The organism is Pseudomonas sp. HMSC065H01, from assembly GCF_001815235.1.
Classification (GTDB): Bacteria; Pseudomonadota; Gammaproteobacteria; order Pseudomonadales; family Pseudomonadaceae; genus Pseudomonas; species Pseudomonas aeruginosa.
This window is the reverse complement of the sequence record NZ_KV819834.1, coordinates 1-19,614: the sequence shown is the minus strand read 5'-3', so window position 1 is coordinate 19,614 and position 19,614 is coordinate 1. Positions and strand designations below refer to the sequence as shown.

Genomic DNA, 19,614 nt, shown 5'->3' with positions numbered 1-19,614 from the left:
CCGTCGGCGGCGATCGCCGCAATGGATGTCCCGTCTCAGTCCAGAGGCAGCGCCTGGCGGGAGAGAATCTCCAGCATCCGGCGCATGCTCCCCAGGTGCAGTTCGCCGGGCAGGAAGTCGACGCTCTGCCCACCCCAGGCGCGGTGCAGCTCCTCGCTCAGTTCGTCGAGGGATTCGCCCATGGACTGGCGCCAGAGCAACCGCCGGCACAGGCGCAGACACTCGGTATAGGCCGACTCGGCCCCATCCGCGGCCAGCCGCCCCCGCAGCAGGCCGCCGTGTCCCGGGATCAGTTGCAGCAGGGTCGGCAGACGCTGCAGACGTTCCAGGGACTCCAGGTAAGCCTCCATGTCGTCGAACACCAGCGGCCGCCACACCCCCTCTGCCTCGTCGAACTCGCCCAGGGCATCGCCGCAGAACAGGCGTCGGCGTCGCACGTCGTAGAAAACCACGTGATCGTCGCTGTGGCCGTGGGCCTCTATGACCTGCAGGCGATGCCGCGGTCCCAGCTCCAGCCACTCGCCGTCGGCCACCGCGCGAACCGGCAGAGCGTCCCAGGCACAGGCCTCGGGCAACCGCTGCTCCGCACGCAACAGTTGCCGGTTCAAGCGCTCGACCACCCGCACCGCGCTTTCCGACTTCCAGGCCTGGCAGGTCCGCTCGGACGCCAGGACCTGTACGTTCGGCAGCCGCGGACACAGGTAGGGCAGCAGGCCGCAGTGGTCGTAGTGCTTGTGGGTGATCAGCCAGTAGTGCACCTGGGACGGGTCGGCGACCCAGCGGCACAGGTCCGCCCAAACCAATTCGGCATCCCGGCTGATCCCTCCTTCAACCAGCGCCCAGCTCGCCTCACCGAGACGCAGCAGGAACACCGGCACCTGGACGTCCCCCAACAGGCACAGGTCATCATCCAGTTGACCGGGAGCCGAAAGCCTCAACATGGCCGGTTCACCTCCTCAGGTTTGCGGTACAGCGCCGCGCCCCAGGTCGCGCCGGAGCCGTAGGTCAGGACCAGCACCCGCTGTCCCGGCTGGATGTCCGGCCAGAACATCGCCAGCGTGACCGGGGTCGAGGCCGAAGCCATGTTGCCCAGACGATCCACGGTCACCGCGAACTTGTGCTGGGGAATGCCCAGTTGCTCCTGCACCGCATCGAGGATGCGCAGGTTCGGTTGATGGCAGATCACATGGTCGATGTCGTCCAGGGTCAGCTCATGGGCCGCGAGCATTTCGCCGGCGATCCGTACCAGGGTCTGGCTGGCATGCTCGAACATCGGCCGGCCGCGCATGAGGAACTCGCCCCCGCCCTCGCGCAGGACATTCTCGTCGAGGAAGGTCGGCGAGGCACTGCCCGGCGCCGCAGTCATCAGCAGGTCGAAGTAGTTGCCGTCGGCGCCCAGGCGCAAGTCCAGCAGGCCGTCGTCGAGGCTCTCGCCGGCGCTGACCACCACTGCGCCGGCACCGTCGCCGAGCAGGATCGACAGGTTGCGGCCGCGGTCCGAACAGTCCATGCGCTTGGACAGCACCTCGCCGCAGACCACCAGGACATGCCGTGCCAGCCCGGCGAGGATCTGCCCGCGAGCCATCTGCAAGCCGTACAGCAACCCGCTGCACTGTGCCCGGATATCCAGTACCGGGATGTGCCGCAGGCCCAGCAGCGGCTGGATCAGGCAGGCCTGGGACGGGTCGTGGTGGTCCGGCGACAGGGTGTTCACCAGCAACAGGTCGATGTCCTCCGGCAGCAGCCCGGCAGCCTCGATGGCCTGGCGCGCCGCCGGCACCATCAGCGCGCTGACCGCCTGTTCCGGCTCGACGTGATAGCGGGTGCGCACGCCGGTACGTTCGACGATGAACTCGTCCGACGTATTGATGCGCCCTACCAGGTCATGATTGCTGACCTGGCGTTTCGGCAGGCTGAAACCCAGCCCGGCCAGGATCGGATTACCCATGTGCAGCCCTCCTCGGACACCGTGGTTCAACATGGCGATGCCTCAGCACACCAGCACCTCGCCCAATTGCCAGACCTGGGCGGCGAACCCCCAGCCAGTGGCTGCGCCGGCCATGACGATACGATCGCCGGGGCGGATCTTGCCCTCGCGCAGGCCGGTCATCAGGGTGTACGGGATGGAAACGGAGATCATCACGCCGGTATCGCCCATCGTCAGTTGGTACTGCTCAGGACGGGCACCGATGCCCTCGGCCCAGGCCTTGACCAGGAACGGCGCTGGCTGGTGGAAGACGAAATAATCGATGTCATCGCTGCCCAGGCCGGCCTTTTCCAACGCCCGGCGCATCGCGATCGGCACGTTGGTCGGGACGAAGCTGGCCATCTTGTTCTGGCCGTCGCTGAACAACGAGAAATAAAGCCGCGGCTTGGCCTCGCCGGTCGGGTTTTCCGGCAGGCGCCAGCGACCGGTGGCCACTTCATAGAACGTAGCGTCGCTGTGTTCGGCCGAAGCCAGCAGGTCGCAGCTGTCATCGTCGCCGCGGGTCAGCAGGGCCACCGCGCAGCCATCGGCGAACAGGGTCGAGGTACGCGAGGTGAAGTCGAGCAGGTTGGAGATGTACTCGCTGCACACCACCAGCACTTTCTCGGCCTTGCCCTGGCGGATCATGCTCGCTGCCAGGCGCAGGTTGAGCAGGAAGCTGGCGCACTCCATCTGCGAATCCAATGGCAGCGCCCGACTCAGGCCGAGCTGCTTGGACAGCACGTTGGCCATGCGCGGGTAGAGACGTCCGCGCAGGTCCGGCAGGACATCGCCGGCGTCGGTCATGATCGGCGAGGAAGCCGAACAGATCAGCATGTCCACGCTATCCGGCGCGGTATCGCTGCTACGCAGCAGGCGCTCGGCGGCCCGGACCACCAGGCTGAACTCGTTCTCGCCGTTCCGCGGGTCGAAATAGCCCCGCCGATTGACGCCCCAGAATTGCCACCAGGACTCGCTGAGGTCCGGTACCGCAGCGAACACCGGATCGTCGTTTTCGTAGCTGCGAGCCGGAAGTTCACAGGTGATCGCTGCCAGTTTGACCTTATGCATGAGCTTCTCCCGCCAGTTCCAGGGTCACGCCCTCCACCACCATGCCGAACGGATCGAAGCTGATCAGCAGCAGTTCATCCAGACGGTCGCGCTGTGCCGCGCGCAGTTGCGACGCCAGTTCGAACGGCCCCAGGCAACGACCATCGGGCCGTCCCTGGCCGAACCATTCCTCGCGCACCCAGTTCAGTTGCGGGAAGTCCCCGGCCAGACGGGTGAATCCGGCGCGTACCGCTTCGGGCAATCCAGGTTGGGCCGGCAGGTTGAGGTGTCCCTTGACGTCGCCTACCTGGCGAATATCGGTATTCAGCGGAATGCTCAGCGGCAGCCATTCCTGCGCCGGATCACCGCCCAGCGCACCGCGACGGAACGCGGCCTTGCCGGTCGGCCGGCAGAGCAGCGCCAGGGCGCCGTCGGCAAGGGCGAAGCCGGACTCGCTGTCCACTTCCAATCCCTGGCTGGATTCGCCGCGCACGACCAGGACGTTGCGATAGCCCTGGTCGCTGGCGAGGGTATCGACCACGTAGAGGGCGCGGGCCAGGCTCGAGTCGGTGAGGTCGAAGACATGCGCGCGATTCGCGCCGAGGACCTTCTGCAACGGATGGCCAATCTTCGGCGCCATGATGTCGCGGTTCTCGATCAGATGGTCGGGAGACAGGGCGAGGCCGACGATCAGGTCGATCTCCTCGGGCTTGACCGCCGCCTCGTTCAGGGCTTCGCGAACCGCCGGCAGCAAGCGCTGCATCAGCATCTCGTCGCCCTGGGCGCGAGGGCGTTCGCCTCCCAGCGGCCCCTCCAGACACACATAGGATGGGGGCAGGTTCACCCCCACAGCCTGAATCAACATGCCCGTTCCTCCGGAAGGTTGTCGTGATAAAGGGTGTCGGCCAGGTGGCGCAGCTCGGCGCGCGCCAACTTGCCGTTGTCGTTGCGCGGCAAGGCCGGCAGCACATGCAATTGGCTGGGCAGCATGTGCGAGGGAATCTGTTCGGCGAGATGCTGGTCGATGCGCTGCGCCAGCAGGATCTGGTTGTCGTCCAGCGGAGTGGCCAGGGTGACGAACAGGGTCGGACGCAAGCCGTCGTGCAGCCGGCAGGTAGGAACCAGAACCGCCTCGCTCACTTCCGGCAGATGACGGCAGATCGCCTGCTCGACCTGGGTCGGCACCACCCAGCGGCCATTCACCTTGAACAGATCGTCTTCCCGCCCACAGTGACGGTAGGCACCCGACTCGTCGCGCTCGAACAGGTCGCCGGTGCGGTACCAGCCACCTGCGAAGCGCGCCTGCTGCTCTTCGCTGGCCCGCCAGTAACCCGGACTCAGCCCAGGGCCACGCACCAACAGCACGCCTTGCCGGCCCGCTTCCTCGATAGTGTGTCCTTCGCGGTCCACCAGCCGGCACTCATAGCCAGGCAACGGCAGCCCGGTGCTGTCGGCACGCGCCTGGCCCGGGCGGTTGGCGAGGAACACATGGCCGACCTCGGTAGCCCCGATGCCGTCGCAGATCTCCAGCCCGTGCGCGGCCCAGAATTCGAACTCGCCGCGCGGCAGCGGCGAGCCGGCGGAAAACGCCAGGCGCACGCTGCTCAACAGCTCCCTGGCCTGCGGACGCAGCGAGGCATAGATGGCCGGCACCCCAAACAGGACCCGGGGGCGGAAGGCGACCAGGTTCTCCAGAACCCGCTCCGGGCTCGGCCAGGTATCGTCGAGCAGCGCCGAGGCTCCGCTGAACCAGGGAAAGAACAGGCTGTTGCCCATGCCATAGCCGAAGAACATCTTGGGAATCGAATACAGCCGGTCTCCCGCCTGCAATGCCAGCAACTCCGTAGCGAACGCCCGGCAGAAACCGAGCGTGTTGCGCAGGCTGTGCATCACCCCCTTGGGCGCCCCGGTGGAACCCGAGGTGTATTGCAGGAAACAGGCTGCCGCCGGGTCCTGGCGATGGAAGGCACTCCAATCGAGGTCCGCAGGGCCGACCAGCGCGTCCAGCGAGAAATCGTCGAGCAAAGGGCGACCGGCGGCCGCACGCAGGGTCAACGGCGCCAAAGGACCGCTCAGCGACGGTGCATCGGCTTCACGCACCACCAGGCTGGCCTGGCAGTCGGCAGCGATATCGGCCAGGGCCTGCTCGCGGGACTTGGGATTGATCACGGCGGGAATGGCGCCGACCGCGATGCAGGCCAGGAACAGGCAGGCCAGCGAAGGCGAGTCGTTCAACGCCAGCACCACGCGATCGCCGGGCTTGAGCAGGCGGGCCAGTTGGCTGGCCTGGGAGAGAATGTAGGTCCGGCATTGCAGCCGGCTGAGAGTCTGGCCCCGATAGTGATAAACGGCGGTATCGGGATCGAAATCGAGGCGGAACAGAACCTCGGTCAGGTTGGCCAATGTGGACATGACAGAACGTTCCCTCTTCAGCGATATGCATCCGGATCAGGAGATGCCTGAGCCAGAGCGCTTGCTTTGTCAGGAACGGGAAACTAGCGGCGCTGGGCGAAGCGCGATATTCGGAGTCCGAACGAAAAAGTTTCGGGGAGAAGAACCAAGGGCTTCGTAGGCCGCGGCAATCGGCGCGATCCAAACCGCGAGAAATTTGGCACACCCACCGGGCTGCGCGGGATCCGAGAACGGCAACCAAGCAAGAAGGGCGGCAGCCTTTTTACGCAAGAGCCCATTGGCCAGACAAAAACCGTTACAACCCTTGCTCGAGGCCTCGTCCGAACCCATGAGATGGCAAACCAATGACAACCCACTTTGCTCGGCAAATCGCCTCCCAGATCTCACAGTTCGAGGCGCTCGGCCTGGGCTCCAAGGGGGCGACGGCATGCCTGGAAGCAGGCGGCCATCCATCGGGCCGATAGCGCTCCGCCCCGCCTCGCCTGCCATTTGCAGGCTTCCCTGTTGAAATCCCATTGCGTAGTACACTGGGCGAGCCTGCCGAAGAGGACACCTACATGCCCCATAGCTACAGGAAAATGGAATCGCCGGTCGGGACACTGACCCTGGTAGCCAGGGACGATGCCTTTCTGGTCGCGATTCTTTGGCAGCATGAGCGTCCCAACCGAGTACCGCTGGACGAGATGCGGCTCTCCGAGGACAGCTCCCTCCTGGCGGAAACCGAACGCCAGTTGCGGGAATATTTTTCCGGCAAACGTTCCCGGTTCGAACTCCCGCTCGACTTCCAAGGTACCGAATTTCAGAAAAAGGTCTGGTCCGCCCTGCTCACCATTCCATTCGGCGAGACCCGCAGCTATACGGAAATAGCCGTGCAGATCGGCAGCCCCAACGCAGTACGGGCGGTTGGAGCCGCCAACGGACGGAACCCACTGTCCATTGTTGCACCTTGCCATAGGGTGATCGGAGCCTCTGGCGGCCTCACCGGTTTCGCCGGTGGGTTGGCCGCCAAGCAGTGGTTGCTGCGTTTGGAAACCCGAGGCAGGACACCAGACCTGTTGAGCATGATCGAGGACGAGTGAGCTGCCGCTTGCCCTCGCGCCCGGTGTTCACCGGAAAAATCCTCGCCTTTTGACTTGACCCGACTGCAGCGGGGACATTTCAGATCGAGGACCGACGGCAACTGAGCGCAACTCGTTCGTAAGTCAGGTCCTTGTTCCTGGGCGGCAACTGATAGTCGACGGAACAGGAGCCATCGCTCCAGCGAATGGACAGGCGCCCCTGGTCCTCGATACCGAACACCAGCAAACGGGACAGGTTGTCGACCATTCCCACGACCCGCTCTTCCTTGTCGTATGCCTGTGCACCGAAGGGAATCTTTCCTCCAGAGTCCATGCTCAGGTCGAACTGCACCCGCCGACCGGACTCCGCGGAGAAACGCTTGGCGATCACGGGGGCATGCCGAGATAAGGGGGAAATTCATTCATTTGGTCTGTAAGTAGCTGTTTTTGATCATGAAAGCCCTAGGGCGATGATCGCATTAACCACACCCGCCTCTATCTTGTGCTGCGAACTCCATTCCCATCCGCCGACAGCGTTTTTGATCCGCTCGTAGCGCAGAAACGACTTTGAGGCTTTTGGATGGCCCTTTCCTCAACCGTCGCAGGAGGTACTGATCATGGAGCACACTGCCGCTCAACCGGTTGAAACGGTCGTAGACATTACCTGTGATGTTTGCCGCCAGAGCACTAGCGTTGAAGGTTATGGTCAACAGTTTGGAACCCTTCAGGCACACTGGGGGTATGGCTCCAAGCATGATGGCGAGCGCTACAAGGTTCATCTTTGCGAGCTTTGGTTTTTCCGCACACTAAGCGGCCTACGTCGCGAGCGCATGGTCAACGCCATGTTCGACGAGGAGCCTGATTCCACGAAGGATGAGTTCGGCCTGGTGCGGCGTGACGAATTCTGGGGCGATGGCTGAGCCTGAGCGCAGATATCAGGAGTGGTAGCCGTTCAGTCTTCAATCGAAGAGCTGAAGACAGGCTCGAAAATCGAACCCGCCGCTTGCTCCTCATTCCGGCCGGCCTGCAGCATGTCGCCCTTGCTCGGGTAGTGACACAGCAGCCGCCGAGCCTCATTGCGGATGGACTCCGACAAGGTGGTGTCACGAGAGAGCTCGACGAGAAACTCCTGGGCCTGCACCACCGAGCGGGTACGTTCGTAGGGTAGCGTCATCTGAACCTCCACTCCGCTTCTGACCTCAGTGTGCCGGATCATGAGCTACTTGCGCCACCGCTGCTCGTGGGCGGTGCCTGCCCGAGCAATTTCAGTTGCGCGGTGGCTTTAGCCAGACGCTCCTGCAGGCTCTGGGTTTGCTGTGCCTGAATCGAGGAGGCTTCACCAAGCCGGGTCACCTCATCCTGCAGAGCGTGGCAGCGCTGCTCCAGGGCTTCATTCGTACGTACAATGCTGGTCAGCGTGTTCTGGGCGACCTCCAGAGCCTGAGCCTTCTGCGTCAGTAGCTTCTGCTGCGCATGCTGATCCTTCTGCTGCTGCCGCGCCTCGGCAAGCAGGCGCGCATTGTCGCGGTTCAGGTGGGTCAGCTCGTCCTGCTTGACGATCAGGGTCTGCTGTAGCTGTCGCAGTTCCAGTTGCAGTTGTTGTACCTGCGACTCGTGCCGGCGCTGCTCTTGCTCACGCTGCTCCTTGCTGGCCTGGCGATAGTGCTCCAGGGCATCACGGGCATGCTGATGCTTGTCCTCCAGCGAGCGAATCTGCCCGTCGCGGTCTTGCAGGCGCGCTTCCTGGTCGTGGTTGGCTTGCTGCAGGCGGGCATTCTCGACCTCGGCCTGTTGGCGCAGCTGTTGTTCCTGCAGCAGTGCTTGCTGGGCAGCCTGGAACTGCTCCGTGAGCCCAGCGCGCTGACCTTCCAGCTGCTGGATACGGCTTTCGGCCTGCCGAATCTGGTTCTGGTAATCGAGTCGTTCCCGTGCCAGTTGTTCGCGCTCCTGGGCCATGTCGGCCTGCGCTTCCTCCTTGAGCTGATCCGCCAACTGGGCCACCAGGTTGGCCAACTGCTCGCTGAGCGGCAATGCGGCCGCGTTCCGGCCGCGGTCGGCGTCTTCGAGTTCTTTCAGGTAGCGATGGATGGTGGTTTTCGAGCCGGTATTGCCCAGCTCGACCCGTATTGCGTCGATGCTGGGATTCTCACCCCGCGCCAGGATGGCCTGGCGGGCTTTCTGAACCAGTGCCTTGTTGATGCCGCCGCGGGCCATGGTCTGCTCCTACGATTTCATAATGGATTACATACCATGTATTTACATACTAAATTGTCATGAAGTAAAGCAGGATTTGAAGGCTTGTTTCAGATAAAATAACCGATGATTATTCAATATGATTGGCAAAAACGGCTGCTTCGCGGTCGTTTCCCAGTACACAAAGGGCACGCACGGGCGATGAAGGACGTCGAGCGCTACCTGCAAGCCGGCACGCGGGAAAACACCCGGCGTAGCTACCAGTCGGCCGTCGAACATTTCGAGGTGACCTGGGGCGGCTTCTTGCCGGCCACGAGTGACTCCATCGTGCGTTACCTGGTGGACTACGCCGACACGCTGAGCCTCAACACGCTAAAGCAGCGCCTCGCCGCCCTCGCGCAGTGGCATATCAGGCACGGCTTCCCCGATCCCACCAAGACCCCGACCGTACACCAGGTACTGAAGGGAATTCGCACCCTGCACCCGAGCCAGACAAAGCAGGCCGCGCCGCTGCAATTACAGCATCTGGAGCATGCGGTTGAGTGGTTGGAGCAGGAGGCTATGTGTCTGTTTCAAGCCGAAGACCTGGCGGGATATTTGCGCTGTCGGCGGGATACGGCATTGCTACTAATCGGCTTCTGGCGAGGCTTTCGTAGCGATGAACTGTGCCGCTTGCAGGTGGAGCACATTCAAGCCGAAGCCGGTGCTGGCATGACGCTGTTTTTGCCTTGGAGCAAGGGTGACCGGGACAACCTTGGCACCACTCACTACGTACCTGCGCTGAGGCGGCTGTGCCCAGTACAGGCCTATCTCGACTGGATCGGTGCAGCAGGGATTGCTCGAGGGATGGTTTTTCGTCGGCTGGACCGTTGGGGCAACTTGAACGAGGCTGGCTTGAATCCTGGCAGTCTGATCGTCCTACTGCGGCAGATACTCCAGCGTGCGGGGATCCAGGCTGACCTTTACACCAGCCACTCATTGCGTCGAGGCTTCGCCACCTGGGCCACGGCCAATGGCTGGGACATTAAGGCGTTAATGACCTACGTGGGGTGGAAGGACATCAAATCGGCGATGCGCTACATCGACCCTGCCATCTCCTTTGGCGGCCTCGCTGCGAGGCCTGCTCTCGAACTAAATGCCAGCACTTTGACTCAAGTGCCAGCTTCTCACTAACATCGACGCACGACAGGAGTGACGGTGCAATGAGTACGCAGACCAGCATCGAATGGACGGAAATGACCTGGAACCCGGTGGTGGGTTGCACCAAGGTGTCGCCGGGCTGCAAACACTGCTATGCCGAGAACATGGCGCGTCGCTTGCAGGCCATGGGCACGCCCGGCTACGAGAACGGCTTTCGCCTCAGCCTGCGCCCAGAGAAACTGCAGGAGCCTCTGCAGCGCAAGAAGCCGACCATCTACTTTGTCAATTCCATGTCTGACCTGTTCCATGAGCAGGTGCCGGACACCTACATCGACCAGGTGTTCGCGGTTATCCACCAGGCCTCACAGCACACCTTCCAGATCCTCACTAAGCGGGCCGAGCGCCTGGCCGACTATTTCAGCCAGCGCACACCGCCGGCCAACGCTTGGCTGGGGGTCTCGGTCGAGGACCGGGAGTACGGCGTGCCCAGAATCGACTGCCTGCGTGGCATCAACGCCGCGATCCGTTTCCTCTCCGCGGAACCCTTACTAGAAGACTTGGGTGAACTGAACCTGACTGACATCCATTGGGTCATCGTCGGCGGCGAGTCCGGCGCCAAGGCCCGGCCAATGAAGCAGGAGTGGGTGGATAACATCCACCGCCAGTGCGATGCCTTTGGCGCTGCTTTCTTTTTCAAACAATGGGGCGGCTGGGGCTCCGATGGCGTGAAGCGTTCAAAGAAAGCTAATGGCCGGCTGCTGAAGGGCCAGACCTGGGATGAAATTCCGCTGCTGACCCTCGCCTGATACCAAAACAAGGACGACCCGATGGCCAAGGATGACGAGAAGTACCGCTGGGACTGGGCAACCCAAACCTTTCCCACCATCGACCCACACAGCAAGATCAAGCACCAGATCATCGACGACTACATCCAGGCCTACATCGATGTCCTGATGCGGAATCAGCAAATGCCACTGCTTGGCCTATCAATTGTCGATGGCTTCAGCGGTGGAGGTATATATAACGACAGCGCAGGCGGTCACCACTTCGGCTCCCCGGTGATCGCCCTGGAAGCAATCCAGGAGTCGGAAGTGCGCAACAACGTGGGGCGCATCAAGTATCGACCGATCTGCTCGCAGCATCACTTTGTGGATGTGAAGCCGAAGAATACTGCTTGCTTGCACGCCGTCCTGGCCAGCCGCGGACATCAGGCCCGCATTGGACAGGACATTCACCTGCATACCGCCGAGTTCACCAAAGCTCTTCCGGCCATTGCGCAAAGCCTCAAGGCCTTTGGAAAAAGCGAGCGCGTTCTGTTTCTGCTCGATCAGTACGGCTACGGAGACGTGCCATTCGGCCAGATCAAATGGATCTTCCAGCACCTCAGCAATGCTGAGGTCCTGCTGACCTTCAATGTCGACTTTCTAATCACGTACCTAGCGGACCGCCACGCCAACCGCAAGGCTATTGCCAGTATCGGTCTAGAACAGTATGTCCCCTGGGAACAGCTACGGCACTTAAAAGCACATAGCTCCCAGGATTGGCAGTACCTGATCCAGCGCTATCTGTCGGACGGGATCAAGCAGGAAAGCGGCGCGCAGTTCATGACGGTGTTCTTCATTCGCCCACACGGCACCAACCCCATGGCCTACTGGTTCATCCACCTGGCGAACAGCTACCGCGCCAACGACGTGATGAAAGCCATACACTGGAAGTACGGCAACAATTTCTCCCACCTGTTATCACCGTCCTGCTTCTTTGGTTACGACGCTAACCGGGATGTGGGGGTGACCGGCCAGCCGGACCTACTCTGCGAAGGAGAACACCAGTTCGACCAAGTGACTGATACCCGGATTCGCGGGGAACTGTCCGAGCTGCTACCCAAACAGGTATTCGAAGTCGAGCGTCGTCCCTTCATCCAGCTCATGACGGAGCTCACCAACTTCACCATGGCAGACGAAAGTCGCGTGAAGCTGGCCCTGGATGTCGCGGTGGCCAACGGCGATATCCAGGCAGTGGACAAGGAAGGCAAGAGCAGGCGGCGCAAAGGCACGAGCATCAAGTCCACCGATATCCTGATCGCGCCGCCGCAGAAGACGTTTTTCTTCTTTCCCCAACAGAAGAAGACGTCCAGGGACACATGACCATCAACACCGCTGCCGCCAACAGTGTTAGATCTGATCCTGGCCTTGTCGACCGAAACGCTGGTCAAGCGCTCCACTGCGGTTAAGGCCTGGCCCCTTCTCTGGGCCTGGCTGCCAGTCTTGATTGCAAGCTCCAACGAGTGCGGCGATAAGAAGGGAGTTTCAAGCGGGCAAGCCCAAAAACTGCATAGTGCGTGATGTGCAAGTGAAAATCATTGTCACTTGCCACGGAGCTGACTAAAACCTGCCCAGTTGGCACCTCCCTCTCCGAAGTTAACTATCGATTAAGTATTTGATTTAAAAAGAAAATATAGGCGATCCAGAAAAATAATTTGACATGCCAGCCAAGTTCAAAGTAGACATGCAGGCATAGGGAAACAGATTTTCATAATAGACAGTAAGGATGCTTGAATGGATTTTTCAATTAATCCCCCCCAGCGAATTGTCTTTGTGGGACTAGGAACGATTGCCCAGTCCTTCCTTCCTCTCCTTTCTAAGGTTCACGACTTATCTACTTTAGAAATCTACGCGATCGATCCAAAAACACCACCGCTTATTGAGTACTTTGCTAACAGTTTTGGCTTAAAATTTATCAACTCTGCAATTGATCAAATCAACTATCGCGACATTCTTGTGCCGATTCTTGGTGAAGGGACGGTTCTAATAAATCTATCAACCGATGTCTCAAGTCTTGCCCTGATAGAATTATGCCGCTCCGCAGGGGCTCTTTATTTAGACACATGCATTGAGCCGTGGAAGGGCGGATATGATGACCCAACCATACCACTGCATAAGCGAACTAACTATCACTTAAGAGAACAAATGCTGTCTCTGAAAAAGAGGCTAGGCTCAGGGGTGACGGCTCTCGTGGCGCATGGCGCGAATCCTGGGTTGGTATCCCACTTCGTTAAACGTGCTCTTTTAGATTTAGCGGAAGAGATATTGGGTGATTGTAAAAAGCCCTCTAATAAAGAGCAGTGGGCTATCCTAAGCCAAAGATTGGGTGTCAAAGTAATCCATGTCGCAGAGTACGACTCGCAAATTTCTCAGAAATCTAGGGAGAGGGGTGAGTTCGTAAATACTTGGTCAGTGCATGGGTTCATAAGTGAGTCGCAACAACCGGCAGAGTTGGGCTGGGGAAGTCACGAGCGAAGTCTACCCACGGATGCGTCAATGCATACAGATGGATGCGGAGCAGCAATCTATATTGAGAAGCCAGGGGCCTCTGTTAGAGTTAAGACATGGACGCCATTTAACGGCCCTAGCTTAGGTTATTTGGTAACTCATCACGAGGCAATTTCAATTGCTGACTTTTTGACGCTCAGAACTGCCGATGAGACATATAGACCAACTGTCCATTATGCCTATCGCCCAAGCGATGAAGCAATTCTCTCTGTACATGAATGGTTCGGCAATGATTGCATGACTCCAGAAAAGACAAAAGTACTTCGTCCTGGTGATATATTGTCGGGTTCTGATTACCTCGGTGTTCTTCTTATGGGGCACGAAAAATCTAGTTATTGGTATGGATCTATCTTAAGCATCGAAAAGGCCAAGGAACTTGCCACTCTCAACACTGCAACAACGTTACAGGTAGCAGCCGGAGTTCTTTCCGGTTACTTATGGATACTGAGCCATCCGTCGGCAGGAATAATTGAAGCCGAAGACATGGATCATGAAGTGGCACTATCTTATATTTCACAGTATCTAGGCGAACTAAAAGGGGTTTATTCGGACTGGAATCCTACCAAAAACAACCCAGGCACCTTTTCGGCCATAGATAGCGACTCTCCCTGGCTGTTCTCAAATTTTGTCCTCTGAACAAGGAGCGTTCAAGTGTCAAATGTTAAGTCGGGTATTGGTCTTAAAAGCTACGAATGGTCATCCCTGGAGTTGCTGAAGGGTTTGTCAATTGAACAGATAAAGTCGAATCCCTCAAAGCTCGAGGAGCGTCGGCCTTTCTTTTGGCATGACATGAGCTCTGAATTTGATTCAATAAACTTCTTGCGCTACTTGTTTGGCCGTCGCGACATTCAATTTAGCAATGAATTTATCGAGTTCGTATGCCTGTGGCATCTCGATGAGCAAAATCATTATCGCGGACTGAGAAAGATTAATAGCGTACTTTACTCCATGCCGGAAGACATGATTGATCGCGAGATTAGATCGAACTCTCCGGACTTTTCTCATATCGAAGACTTCATGAAGGATGAATTCACAATTCTTCTCTCTATCGCATTTGATGAAGTGACCAGCACAAGAGCCTACAAGCAAGATGTAAGCTTCTTTGACTCGTTTGAAAACGAGTCTCTTTCAACCTGGATTAGATATGCTGCCCGTGATGAGGCAGCCCATTACGGTAATGCAATGAAAATTCTTCGCCTTAATCACTCTCATCGCTTTGATGAGGTTGAGGCGATTCTAGACAAGATTGTGGAATTCGAAACTTCAGAGAGCTTCGACTATCAGCGAACCTTTATATTTGACCATGACACCGACGACTTTTCTCATGTTTTATTGAAGGATAGTCGCGATACCATATTAGAGGTACTTCGAGGAAAATGACCTGGTTAGTTATGGCACTTATGGCTCCACTGCTGTGGAGCCTTTCAAATATCCTGGACAAGCTGGCAGTGATCCATCATGCGAATCACTGGACTACATTTATATTTCTCCTGAGCATTGGAAATCTTCTTTATTCTGCGCTGATTTTTCTTCTCTTTACACCATCTGACTTTGACACAACCTCAGCGCTTCTGAACCTGCTGTCAGGATTATGCATTTTTGGAATGTATTTCCTATACGCAATGCCGCTGAAGTCGGTCGATATCTCTACTGCGATTGCGCTTCATCAGTTAACTCCTTTGCTGGTGCTTGTCGTATCGATCCTCTTGCTTGGCTATTCGCCAACAGGGATTGAGCTGCTCGGCATTGCCTTGGTTTTTGTCGGGGTTTACTTTGCTGTGGCAATCGGCAAAGGGAGACCAGGCTCGATAAGTTTATCAGCAGTATTGCTTCTAATAGGTTCAGCAGTTTTTGGGGCGGTGGCTACGCTACTATACGATCACCTGCTCCTGAGTCACAGCCTGCCCTCGGTTCTTATGTTTAACTATGCAGGCTACGGTCTTGGCGGGACTCTGATGCTGCTGGTTCCGAAATGGCGCCATTCCATCGCAAAGGATGTCTCCGAAATGCCACCAAAGGGCTGGGCGGTGTATGCGCTGAGCAATCTCTTCGACGCCGGTGGATACGCGCTTTTTATTGGCGCATTATCTGCTGGTGGAAACGTTGCGGTGGTCTCGGTTTTGGTCAGTCTTCACCCGGTATATGTGCTAGCCTTAAGTCATTGGCTAGCAATAGTTGACCCAAAGATACTCAGCGAAAACTTTAGCTCGTCGGACGCATATAAGCGCATGAGCGCCATAGTCGTAATCGTTGCCGGCGTAATAATGATGACCAAGATCTGAAGATGCCATGAGCAAAAATTCAAATATCAAGTTGATCTCAGCCTCAATAGATGATGAGCTCTTACTCGTGGAGCTAATGAAAAAATACCACCTATACGATGGTATTGAGATGACTGACGAAGACAGGCTGGCTGCACTTCGCCCTCTCTTGTCATCTTCAGAAAAGGGCAACGTTTGGATTATTTGTCTTGGCAGCAAGCAGATTGGATATATTGCTACTTGCAATTGCTACAGTATCGAGTTCAGGGGGATTGAGGTCTGGATTGATGAATTTTATATCGATGAACAGTGCCGAGGACAGGGATTTGGCAGTGAGATTCTAGAAAAGGTCAAGTCCTTCTTGAAGTCTCAAGGTGCCGCAATAGTTCATCTAGAAGTGGACGAAAATAATCCTAAAGCAGTAAGTCTTTATAAGAAGTCAGGTTTCGAATTTCGCGAGCGATTCGTTATGATGAGTCATAGTCTCAAGTAAAGATATACATTTTTATGATTACGCAGCCCCTTGTCAAATTGGCTGCTGAACTGGTCGACGTTCGGGCAATGCCGGCGTTTCTTTGTCGTGATCGCTCAGCGGCTACCGAATCGCTAGGTCACTGATCAAGCCGGGCTGATTCCGGCTCGGCTTGATACGGTTTAACGAGCTACTGCTGATGCTCAGGCTCAAGACTGGTCAAGGGAGTTAGGAAGCCCTGAGCGGAGCGAATCCACGTCGCCAGCGCTTCTAGGCCCAACTGCACAGATTCTGCTTCAGCCCAGATACACGCGTTCTCGGTGGGCGCAGCCGGGGCAGTCCCCTCGACGATAGTCAGTGCCATTGCGTGCAATTTCAGCAGTTCGTCACGCAAGGCGGTGATACCACCCATTTCCGAGAGGCATGCATCCAGACCTTCAACTAGCCGTAGAAGTTGGGATGTATCGAATCCGGCTCGCATTCTGTCCAGTGCTGCGATGTCCACCTCACCGTAGGGTGTGACTCGAAAAGACGCTGACGCAATCTCGATCATATTGCCTCCTCGGCCGCGGCCTTACTGGTCGAGTTGACTCGCAACGAGCCGGCAGCCTGTTGGAATACCGAATCCTTGATCCAGGGCTCCGGCGGTCGGTTGAGCTTAAGGTTGAACTCGCCGAAACGCTTGACGTTACTGGTCAGGTAGGGGCTAAGAAAGGACACGTCCTCATCGGTAAACTGCCACCCTTCGCGGGCTAGTTTTTGCAAGATGCGCATCATGTCCACGGTGTTCTGCAGAATCACCGACGAAGCCACCATGTCGTTGTAACGCAGACGTTTCTGCTGCTCGTCCGGATCGTTTTCGGCAATTACATCGCCGCCAAAAGAGAGCCACTTGGAGAAGCCGTTGTAGGACTCGATCTTGTTGGTGTTCGCAGTGACCTCCTGGCGCAGCTCTCGGCTGCCAATCCAATTGAGCAGGAAAATCGTGCGGATAACACTGCCCAGCGTCTGTGCTGCGAGGTAGAGCTTGTTGCGCCGGCTGTAAGAGCCAAGTTTACGTAGCAGCATGGGCGAGGAAATCTTGCCGGCCTGGATCGACAGCGCAATCTGCATCAGATCCTGCCAGTGAGTTTCGATCAGGTGCCAGTCGGCAGTGTCGGTGAACAGTCGGTTTATGTGCTTGTACGATACGCCTCGATCCGGTCGGCACATCACTAGGTCGCGCCAGTTGCGGATACGCGGCATCAGATTGATACCCAGGAGATGAGTGAAGGCGAATACTGTGGCCGACTGGCCCTGGGTGTCGGAGTAGACCGTATCGGGCTCGACGCTAAGGCTGACTTTGAGCAGTCCCTCTATCACATAGATCGCCTCCCAGATGCCTGGCGGGATGAAGTGCTGGAACACTGCAATGTAGTTGTTGGCCACGTGTCGGTACGCCACGGCCCCCATCTTGCGATAGCGGAAGTGGTAGCCGGCCAGTAGGTTGTCGTCATAGAAGTCGAACTGGGTACCGTCTGCGGCCACTGCTTTGCCATCGCCCCAAAGCTTGGGCAGGTCAAGTTGCAGATAGAGCTCCACCAACTCGCGATTAGCCTTGTCCAGTTTCTCCAGCGAGAGGTGGCGGCGATTGGTATAGGACAGCATATGCGGTGTGACATTACCGGCCAGATGCCGCGCGGCCTGGCTGGGACCGAGATTGCAGCCCATGGCGAAGATCGTCATCAGGTAGCGCTCGGCCGGCTCTTTGAGCTTTGGCTCGTTGCCGGACATCGGTCCGAAATGCCGCGTGAACTGAATCCAGTGCTCAATGTTGGCCATAATGTCCAGCACGTGCCTGGCTGGCATACGCTGCATAAGCGCCGTCTGTAGCGAGATGGCTGAAGGCGGGATGTCCCGTGCCATCACCCGCCGCAGTACCGGCTCGCCTGCATCGTTGATCGACACATCCCCTCGACAGGAAGGGAACTTGTCATCTAACTGTTGCGCGGTTTCCTCCAACTGGCTCTTGAGCGAGGCGACAAACTCCTTCGCTGTGGTAGGAAGGCCCACCTTCTCGCAGTATGCCGGTAGCCGCTGGAGACACTCTTCCCAAGGCAGCAACTGTTTACGGTAGTCGGCGAAGGATTCCGATCCCTGCACGCACAGATCACCCGAGCGCAGTTCACTGGCCAGGTAGGAGAACACGCAGACCTCCAGATAACGTCGGTTGGTAGGCGGCCCTTCACTGGTAGGGCGACGCACGATCTTCACCCAGCGATCTGATGCAAACGACAAGTCGACATGCTCATCGATCCATTCACGGTGCAGATTCTCACTGTCCTGAATGAGCTGAAGCGCCTGGATAAGTGAGCGATCCTGGGTGGTGGGCTCCAACTGGAGAAGGTGGCTGAGGCGAAACAGCAGTGAACGATGGGACTTGAAGTGCCTCCAGATCAGCGGCAAGTAGTTATTACCTCCTGTGGCCTGAACTTCAGCACAAACCTCTCGCAACCGATCCATGTTGCCATCGGGGGAGAGGTATTCTCGAATCAGGCTACCAGCCTCCTGGTCATCCGGCTCTTGAACCAGAATCTGCACCACGCCGTCCAGGGTGGCCGCCAGTTGTTCCAACTTCTGACGTTGACGTGCCTGGATTTGCTCCAGCTCCTCCTTGGCGCGTTTGTGGATCGTGGAGATTCTTCGGATGAACATCTCGGCCAGGTGATCTCGGGTTCGCACCCGCATACGGTAGATCAAAGCAAGCATCAGCGTGTAACGCTTCGGCAGCGAGCAGTCCTTCAGTTCAGATACATCCGACGCCGCAGCTTGGGCAGCAAAGTGGCGAATTTTCGTATCGACGATCCCATCAAAAATGGCATCCAGTTTCCCGAAACTCTCTAGCCAGGCTAGGTGGTCGATCAGTACCTCCAGATGCTTGCGCGAGGGTTTCTTGGGTGCCTGTTTGAGTGTGTTGAGGTCACTCTGCCGACGCCCGAAGTCCGTGTCGAGAAGATCCCTTAGCTTATAGATCACCTTGATTGGAGCTCTGGCTACCACAAGGTTGAAGATTTTCTCTTGTGCTTCTGCACGAGCGGCTTCTGCTAGGTCATTCAAGGTCGAATAGGCGGGCAGCTCGTAGTTTTGGCGCAGCAACTCGTCAATGATCGCATTAATAATGTCAGCGCGCTGTTCGAGGAGGGGAGCCATCAACTGTGCATGCGTGGATGCTATGTCTTGACCATCCGAGCCGTAGAACGGTCGAACCCCAAGTTTTTCCCGAACGGCACTCATATGGCGGTAAAGCTGCATCCACTTGTAGGGTGATAGCGCAACCTTGCTGCGTAGACCTATTTGTGTGCGGATGAAATCGACAACTGGCTCCGGCACTTCAGCGATTTCTGGAAAGTATCGGAGTACCTGAAAAGTCTTGAACAGAACAGCGAGATTCAGTCGGAATGCTGCATTAGAGCGACTTTTGACCCACGTGACTTCTTCCTCGGAGAAGCTGAATTCACGCTGAAGCTCGGCCCTCGAATAGGAGCGCGACAAAACAGGGTAGGCGGTACGTTCGAGGGATGCCATGTGTCACTCCTTTCCTTGAACCAGACGGAAAAGATAGACCATGAGGTGCAAGCCAGCGCTTGCCGGATAGAAAGCCTTTCAGAGCAATGGCTTACATTCCAAATGAATGAATTTTCCCCTTATCTCGGCATGACCCCGATATAAATTGGCATAACGTGGAGCATAAAGA

The 19,614-nt window shown here is 57.6% G+C and carries 18 protein-coding genes and 1 pseudogene; 9 read left to right on the top strand and 10 right to left on the bottom strand.

Annotated elements, in window-relative coordinates:
* Positions 1–35: 35 nt before the first annotated feature.
* Genes pqsE through pqsA form a run of 5 tightly spaced genes read right to left on the bottom strand, consistent with a single transcriptional unit; the run spans position 36 to position 5,428 of the window.
* Positions 36–941: a 2-aminobenzoylacetyl-CoA thioesterase PqsE gene (pqsE, locus tag HMPREF3014_RS02170; protein ID WP_003086247.1), complete on the bottom strand. Its 906-nt coding sequence runs from the start codon at positions 939–941 to the stop codon at positions 36–38.
* A complete protein-coding gene (pqsD, locus tag HMPREF3014_RS02165) occupies positions 935–1,948 on the bottom strand; it encodes an anthraniloyl-CoA anthraniloyltransferase (protein ID WP_003117014.1) in 1,014 nt (337 codons plus the stop codon). The genes pqsE and pqsD overlap by 7 nt, the downstream gene beginning before the upstream one ends.
* A gap of 42 nt (positions 1,949–1,990) precedes the next feature.
* Positions 1,991–3,037 carry a 2-heptyl-4(1H)-quinolone synthase subunit PqsC gene (gene pqsC / locus HMPREF3014_RS02160; RefSeq protein WP_003108612.1) on the bottom strand — a complete coding sequence of 349 codons (1,047 nt, stop codon included), beginning with the start codon at positions 3,035–3,037 and terminating at the stop codon, positions 1,991–1,993.
* Positions 3,030–3,881, bottom strand: a complete 852-nt coding sequence (gene pqsB, locus HMPREF3014_RS02155; RefSeq protein WP_023087690.1) for a 2-heptyl-4(1H)-quinolone synthase subunit PqsB — start codon at positions 3,879–3,881, stop codon at positions 3,030–3,032. The genes pqsC and pqsB overlap by 8 nt, the downstream gene beginning before the upstream one ends.
* The gene (gene pqsA / locus HMPREF3014_RS02150) at positions 3,875–5,428 is read right to left on the bottom strand and encodes an anthranilate--CoA ligase (RefSeq protein WP_003112552.1); all 1,554 of its coding nucleotides are present in this window, start codon (positions 5,426–5,428) and stop codon (positions 3,875–3,877) included. Before pqsA ends, pqsB begins: the two co-directional genes overlap by 7 nt.
* Before the next feature lie 557 nt (positions 5,429–5,985).
* Here pqsA and HMPREF3014_RS02145 point away from each other — a divergent pair.
* Positions 5,986–6,507, top strand: a complete 522-nt coding sequence (locus HMPREF3014_RS02145; protein ID WP_003086236.1) for a methylated-DNA--[protein]-cysteine S-methyltransferase — start codon at positions 5,986–5,988, stop codon at positions 6,505–6,507.
* 79 nt (positions 6,508–6,586) lie between these two features.
* On the opposite strand, the pseudogene HMPREF3014_RS02140 reads toward HMPREF3014_RS02145, so the two are convergent.
* Positions 6,587–6,877 (bottom strand): annotated as a pseudogene (locus tag HMPREF3014_RS02140) (FimD/PapC C-terminal domain-containing protein); the annotation flags it as partial.
* Positions 6,878–7,103: 226 nt separating this feature from the next.
* Here HMPREF3014_RS02140 and HMPREF3014_RS02135 point away from each other — a divergent pair.
* Positions 7,104–7,406, top strand: coding sequence for a hypothetical protein (locus HMPREF3014_RS02135; protein ID WP_010794183.1), 303 nt, complete (start codon positions 7,104–7,106; stop codon positions 7,404–7,406).
* Positions 7,407–7,438: 32 nt separating this feature from the next.
* Here HMPREF3014_RS02135 and HMPREF3014_RS02130 read toward each other — a convergent pair whose 3' ends face one another.
* Positions 7,439–7,660 carry a BPSL0761 family protein gene (locus HMPREF3014_RS02130; protein ID WP_010792965.1) on the bottom strand — a complete coding sequence of 74 codons (222 nt, stop codon included), beginning with the start codon at positions 7,658–7,660 and terminating at the stop codon, positions 7,439–7,441.
* Between the two features lie 38 nt (positions 7,661–7,698).
* A complete protein-coding gene (locus tag HMPREF3014_RS02125) occupies positions 7,699–8,700 on the bottom strand; it encodes a DNA-binding protein (protein ID WP_003131864.1) in 1,002 nt (333 codons plus the stop codon).
* Between the two features lie 105 nt (positions 8,701–8,805).
* Between HMPREF3014_RS02125 and HMPREF3014_RS02120 the strand changes: the two genes are divergently transcribed.
* The 7 genes from HMPREF3014_RS02120 (at position 8,806) to HMPREF3014_RS02095 (ending at position 15,902) form a co-directional block, all read left to right on the top strand.
* Positions 8,806–9,852: a site-specific integrase gene (locus tag HMPREF3014_RS02120; protein ID WP_077488341.1), complete on the top strand. Its 1,047-nt coding sequence runs from the start codon at positions 8,806–8,808 to the stop codon at positions 9,850–9,852.
* A gap of 29 nt (positions 9,853–9,881) precedes the next feature.
* A complete protein-coding gene (locus tag HMPREF3014_RS02115; protein ID WP_003111049.1) occupies positions 9,882–10,625 on the top strand; it encodes a DUF5131 family protein in 744 nt (247 codons plus the stop codon).
* Between the two features lie 21 nt (positions 10,626–10,646).
* Entirely contained in the window at positions 10,647–11,963 is a 1,317-nt protein-coding gene (locus HMPREF3014_RS02110) for a three-Cys-motif partner protein TcmP (protein ID WP_003131866.1), read from the top strand.
* Positions 11,964–12,374: 411 nt separating this feature from the next.
* Positions 12,375–13,784, top strand: coding sequence for a saccharopine dehydrogenase NADP-binding domain-containing protein (locus HMPREF3014_RS32950; protein ID WP_003111047.1), 1,410 nt, complete (start codon positions 12,375–12,377; stop codon positions 13,782–13,784).
* 15 nt (positions 13,785–13,799) lie between these two features.
* A complete protein-coding gene (locus HMPREF3014_RS02105) occupies positions 13,800–14,528 on the top strand; it encodes a hypothetical protein (protein WP_003111046.1) in 729 nt (242 codons plus the stop codon).
* Complete coding sequence (locus HMPREF3014_RS02100) at positions 14,525–15,430, top strand: EamA family transporter (protein WP_003120172.1); 906 nt, start codon at positions 14,525–14,527, stop codon at positions 15,428–15,430. Before HMPREF3014_RS02105 ends, HMPREF3014_RS02100 begins: the two co-directional genes overlap by 4 nt.
* Positions 15,431–15,437: 7 nt before the next feature.
* Positions 15,438–15,902, top strand: a complete 465-nt coding sequence (locus tag HMPREF3014_RS02095; protein ID WP_003120171.1) for a GNAT family N-acetyltransferase — start codon at positions 15,438–15,440, stop codon at positions 15,900–15,902.
* 169 nt (positions 15,903–16,071) lie between these two features.
* Here HMPREF3014_RS02095 and tnpC read toward each other — a convergent pair whose 3' ends face one another.
* The gene (tnpC, locus tag HMPREF3014_RS02090; RefSeq protein WP_003111043.1) at positions 16,072–16,434 is read right to left on the bottom strand and encodes a Tn3 family transposase post-transcriptional regulator TnpC; all 363 of its coding nucleotides are present in this window, start codon (positions 16,432–16,434) and stop codon (positions 16,072–16,074) included.
* On the bottom strand, positions 16,431–19,445 hold the full coding sequence (locus HMPREF3014_RS02085) for a Tn3 family transposase (protein ID WP_003120170.1): 3,015 nt from the start codon (positions 19,443–19,445) through the stop codon (positions 16,431–16,433). The genes tnpC and HMPREF3014_RS02085 overlap by 4 nt, the downstream gene beginning before the upstream one ends.
* Positions 19,446–19,614 lie beyond the last annotated feature (169 nt).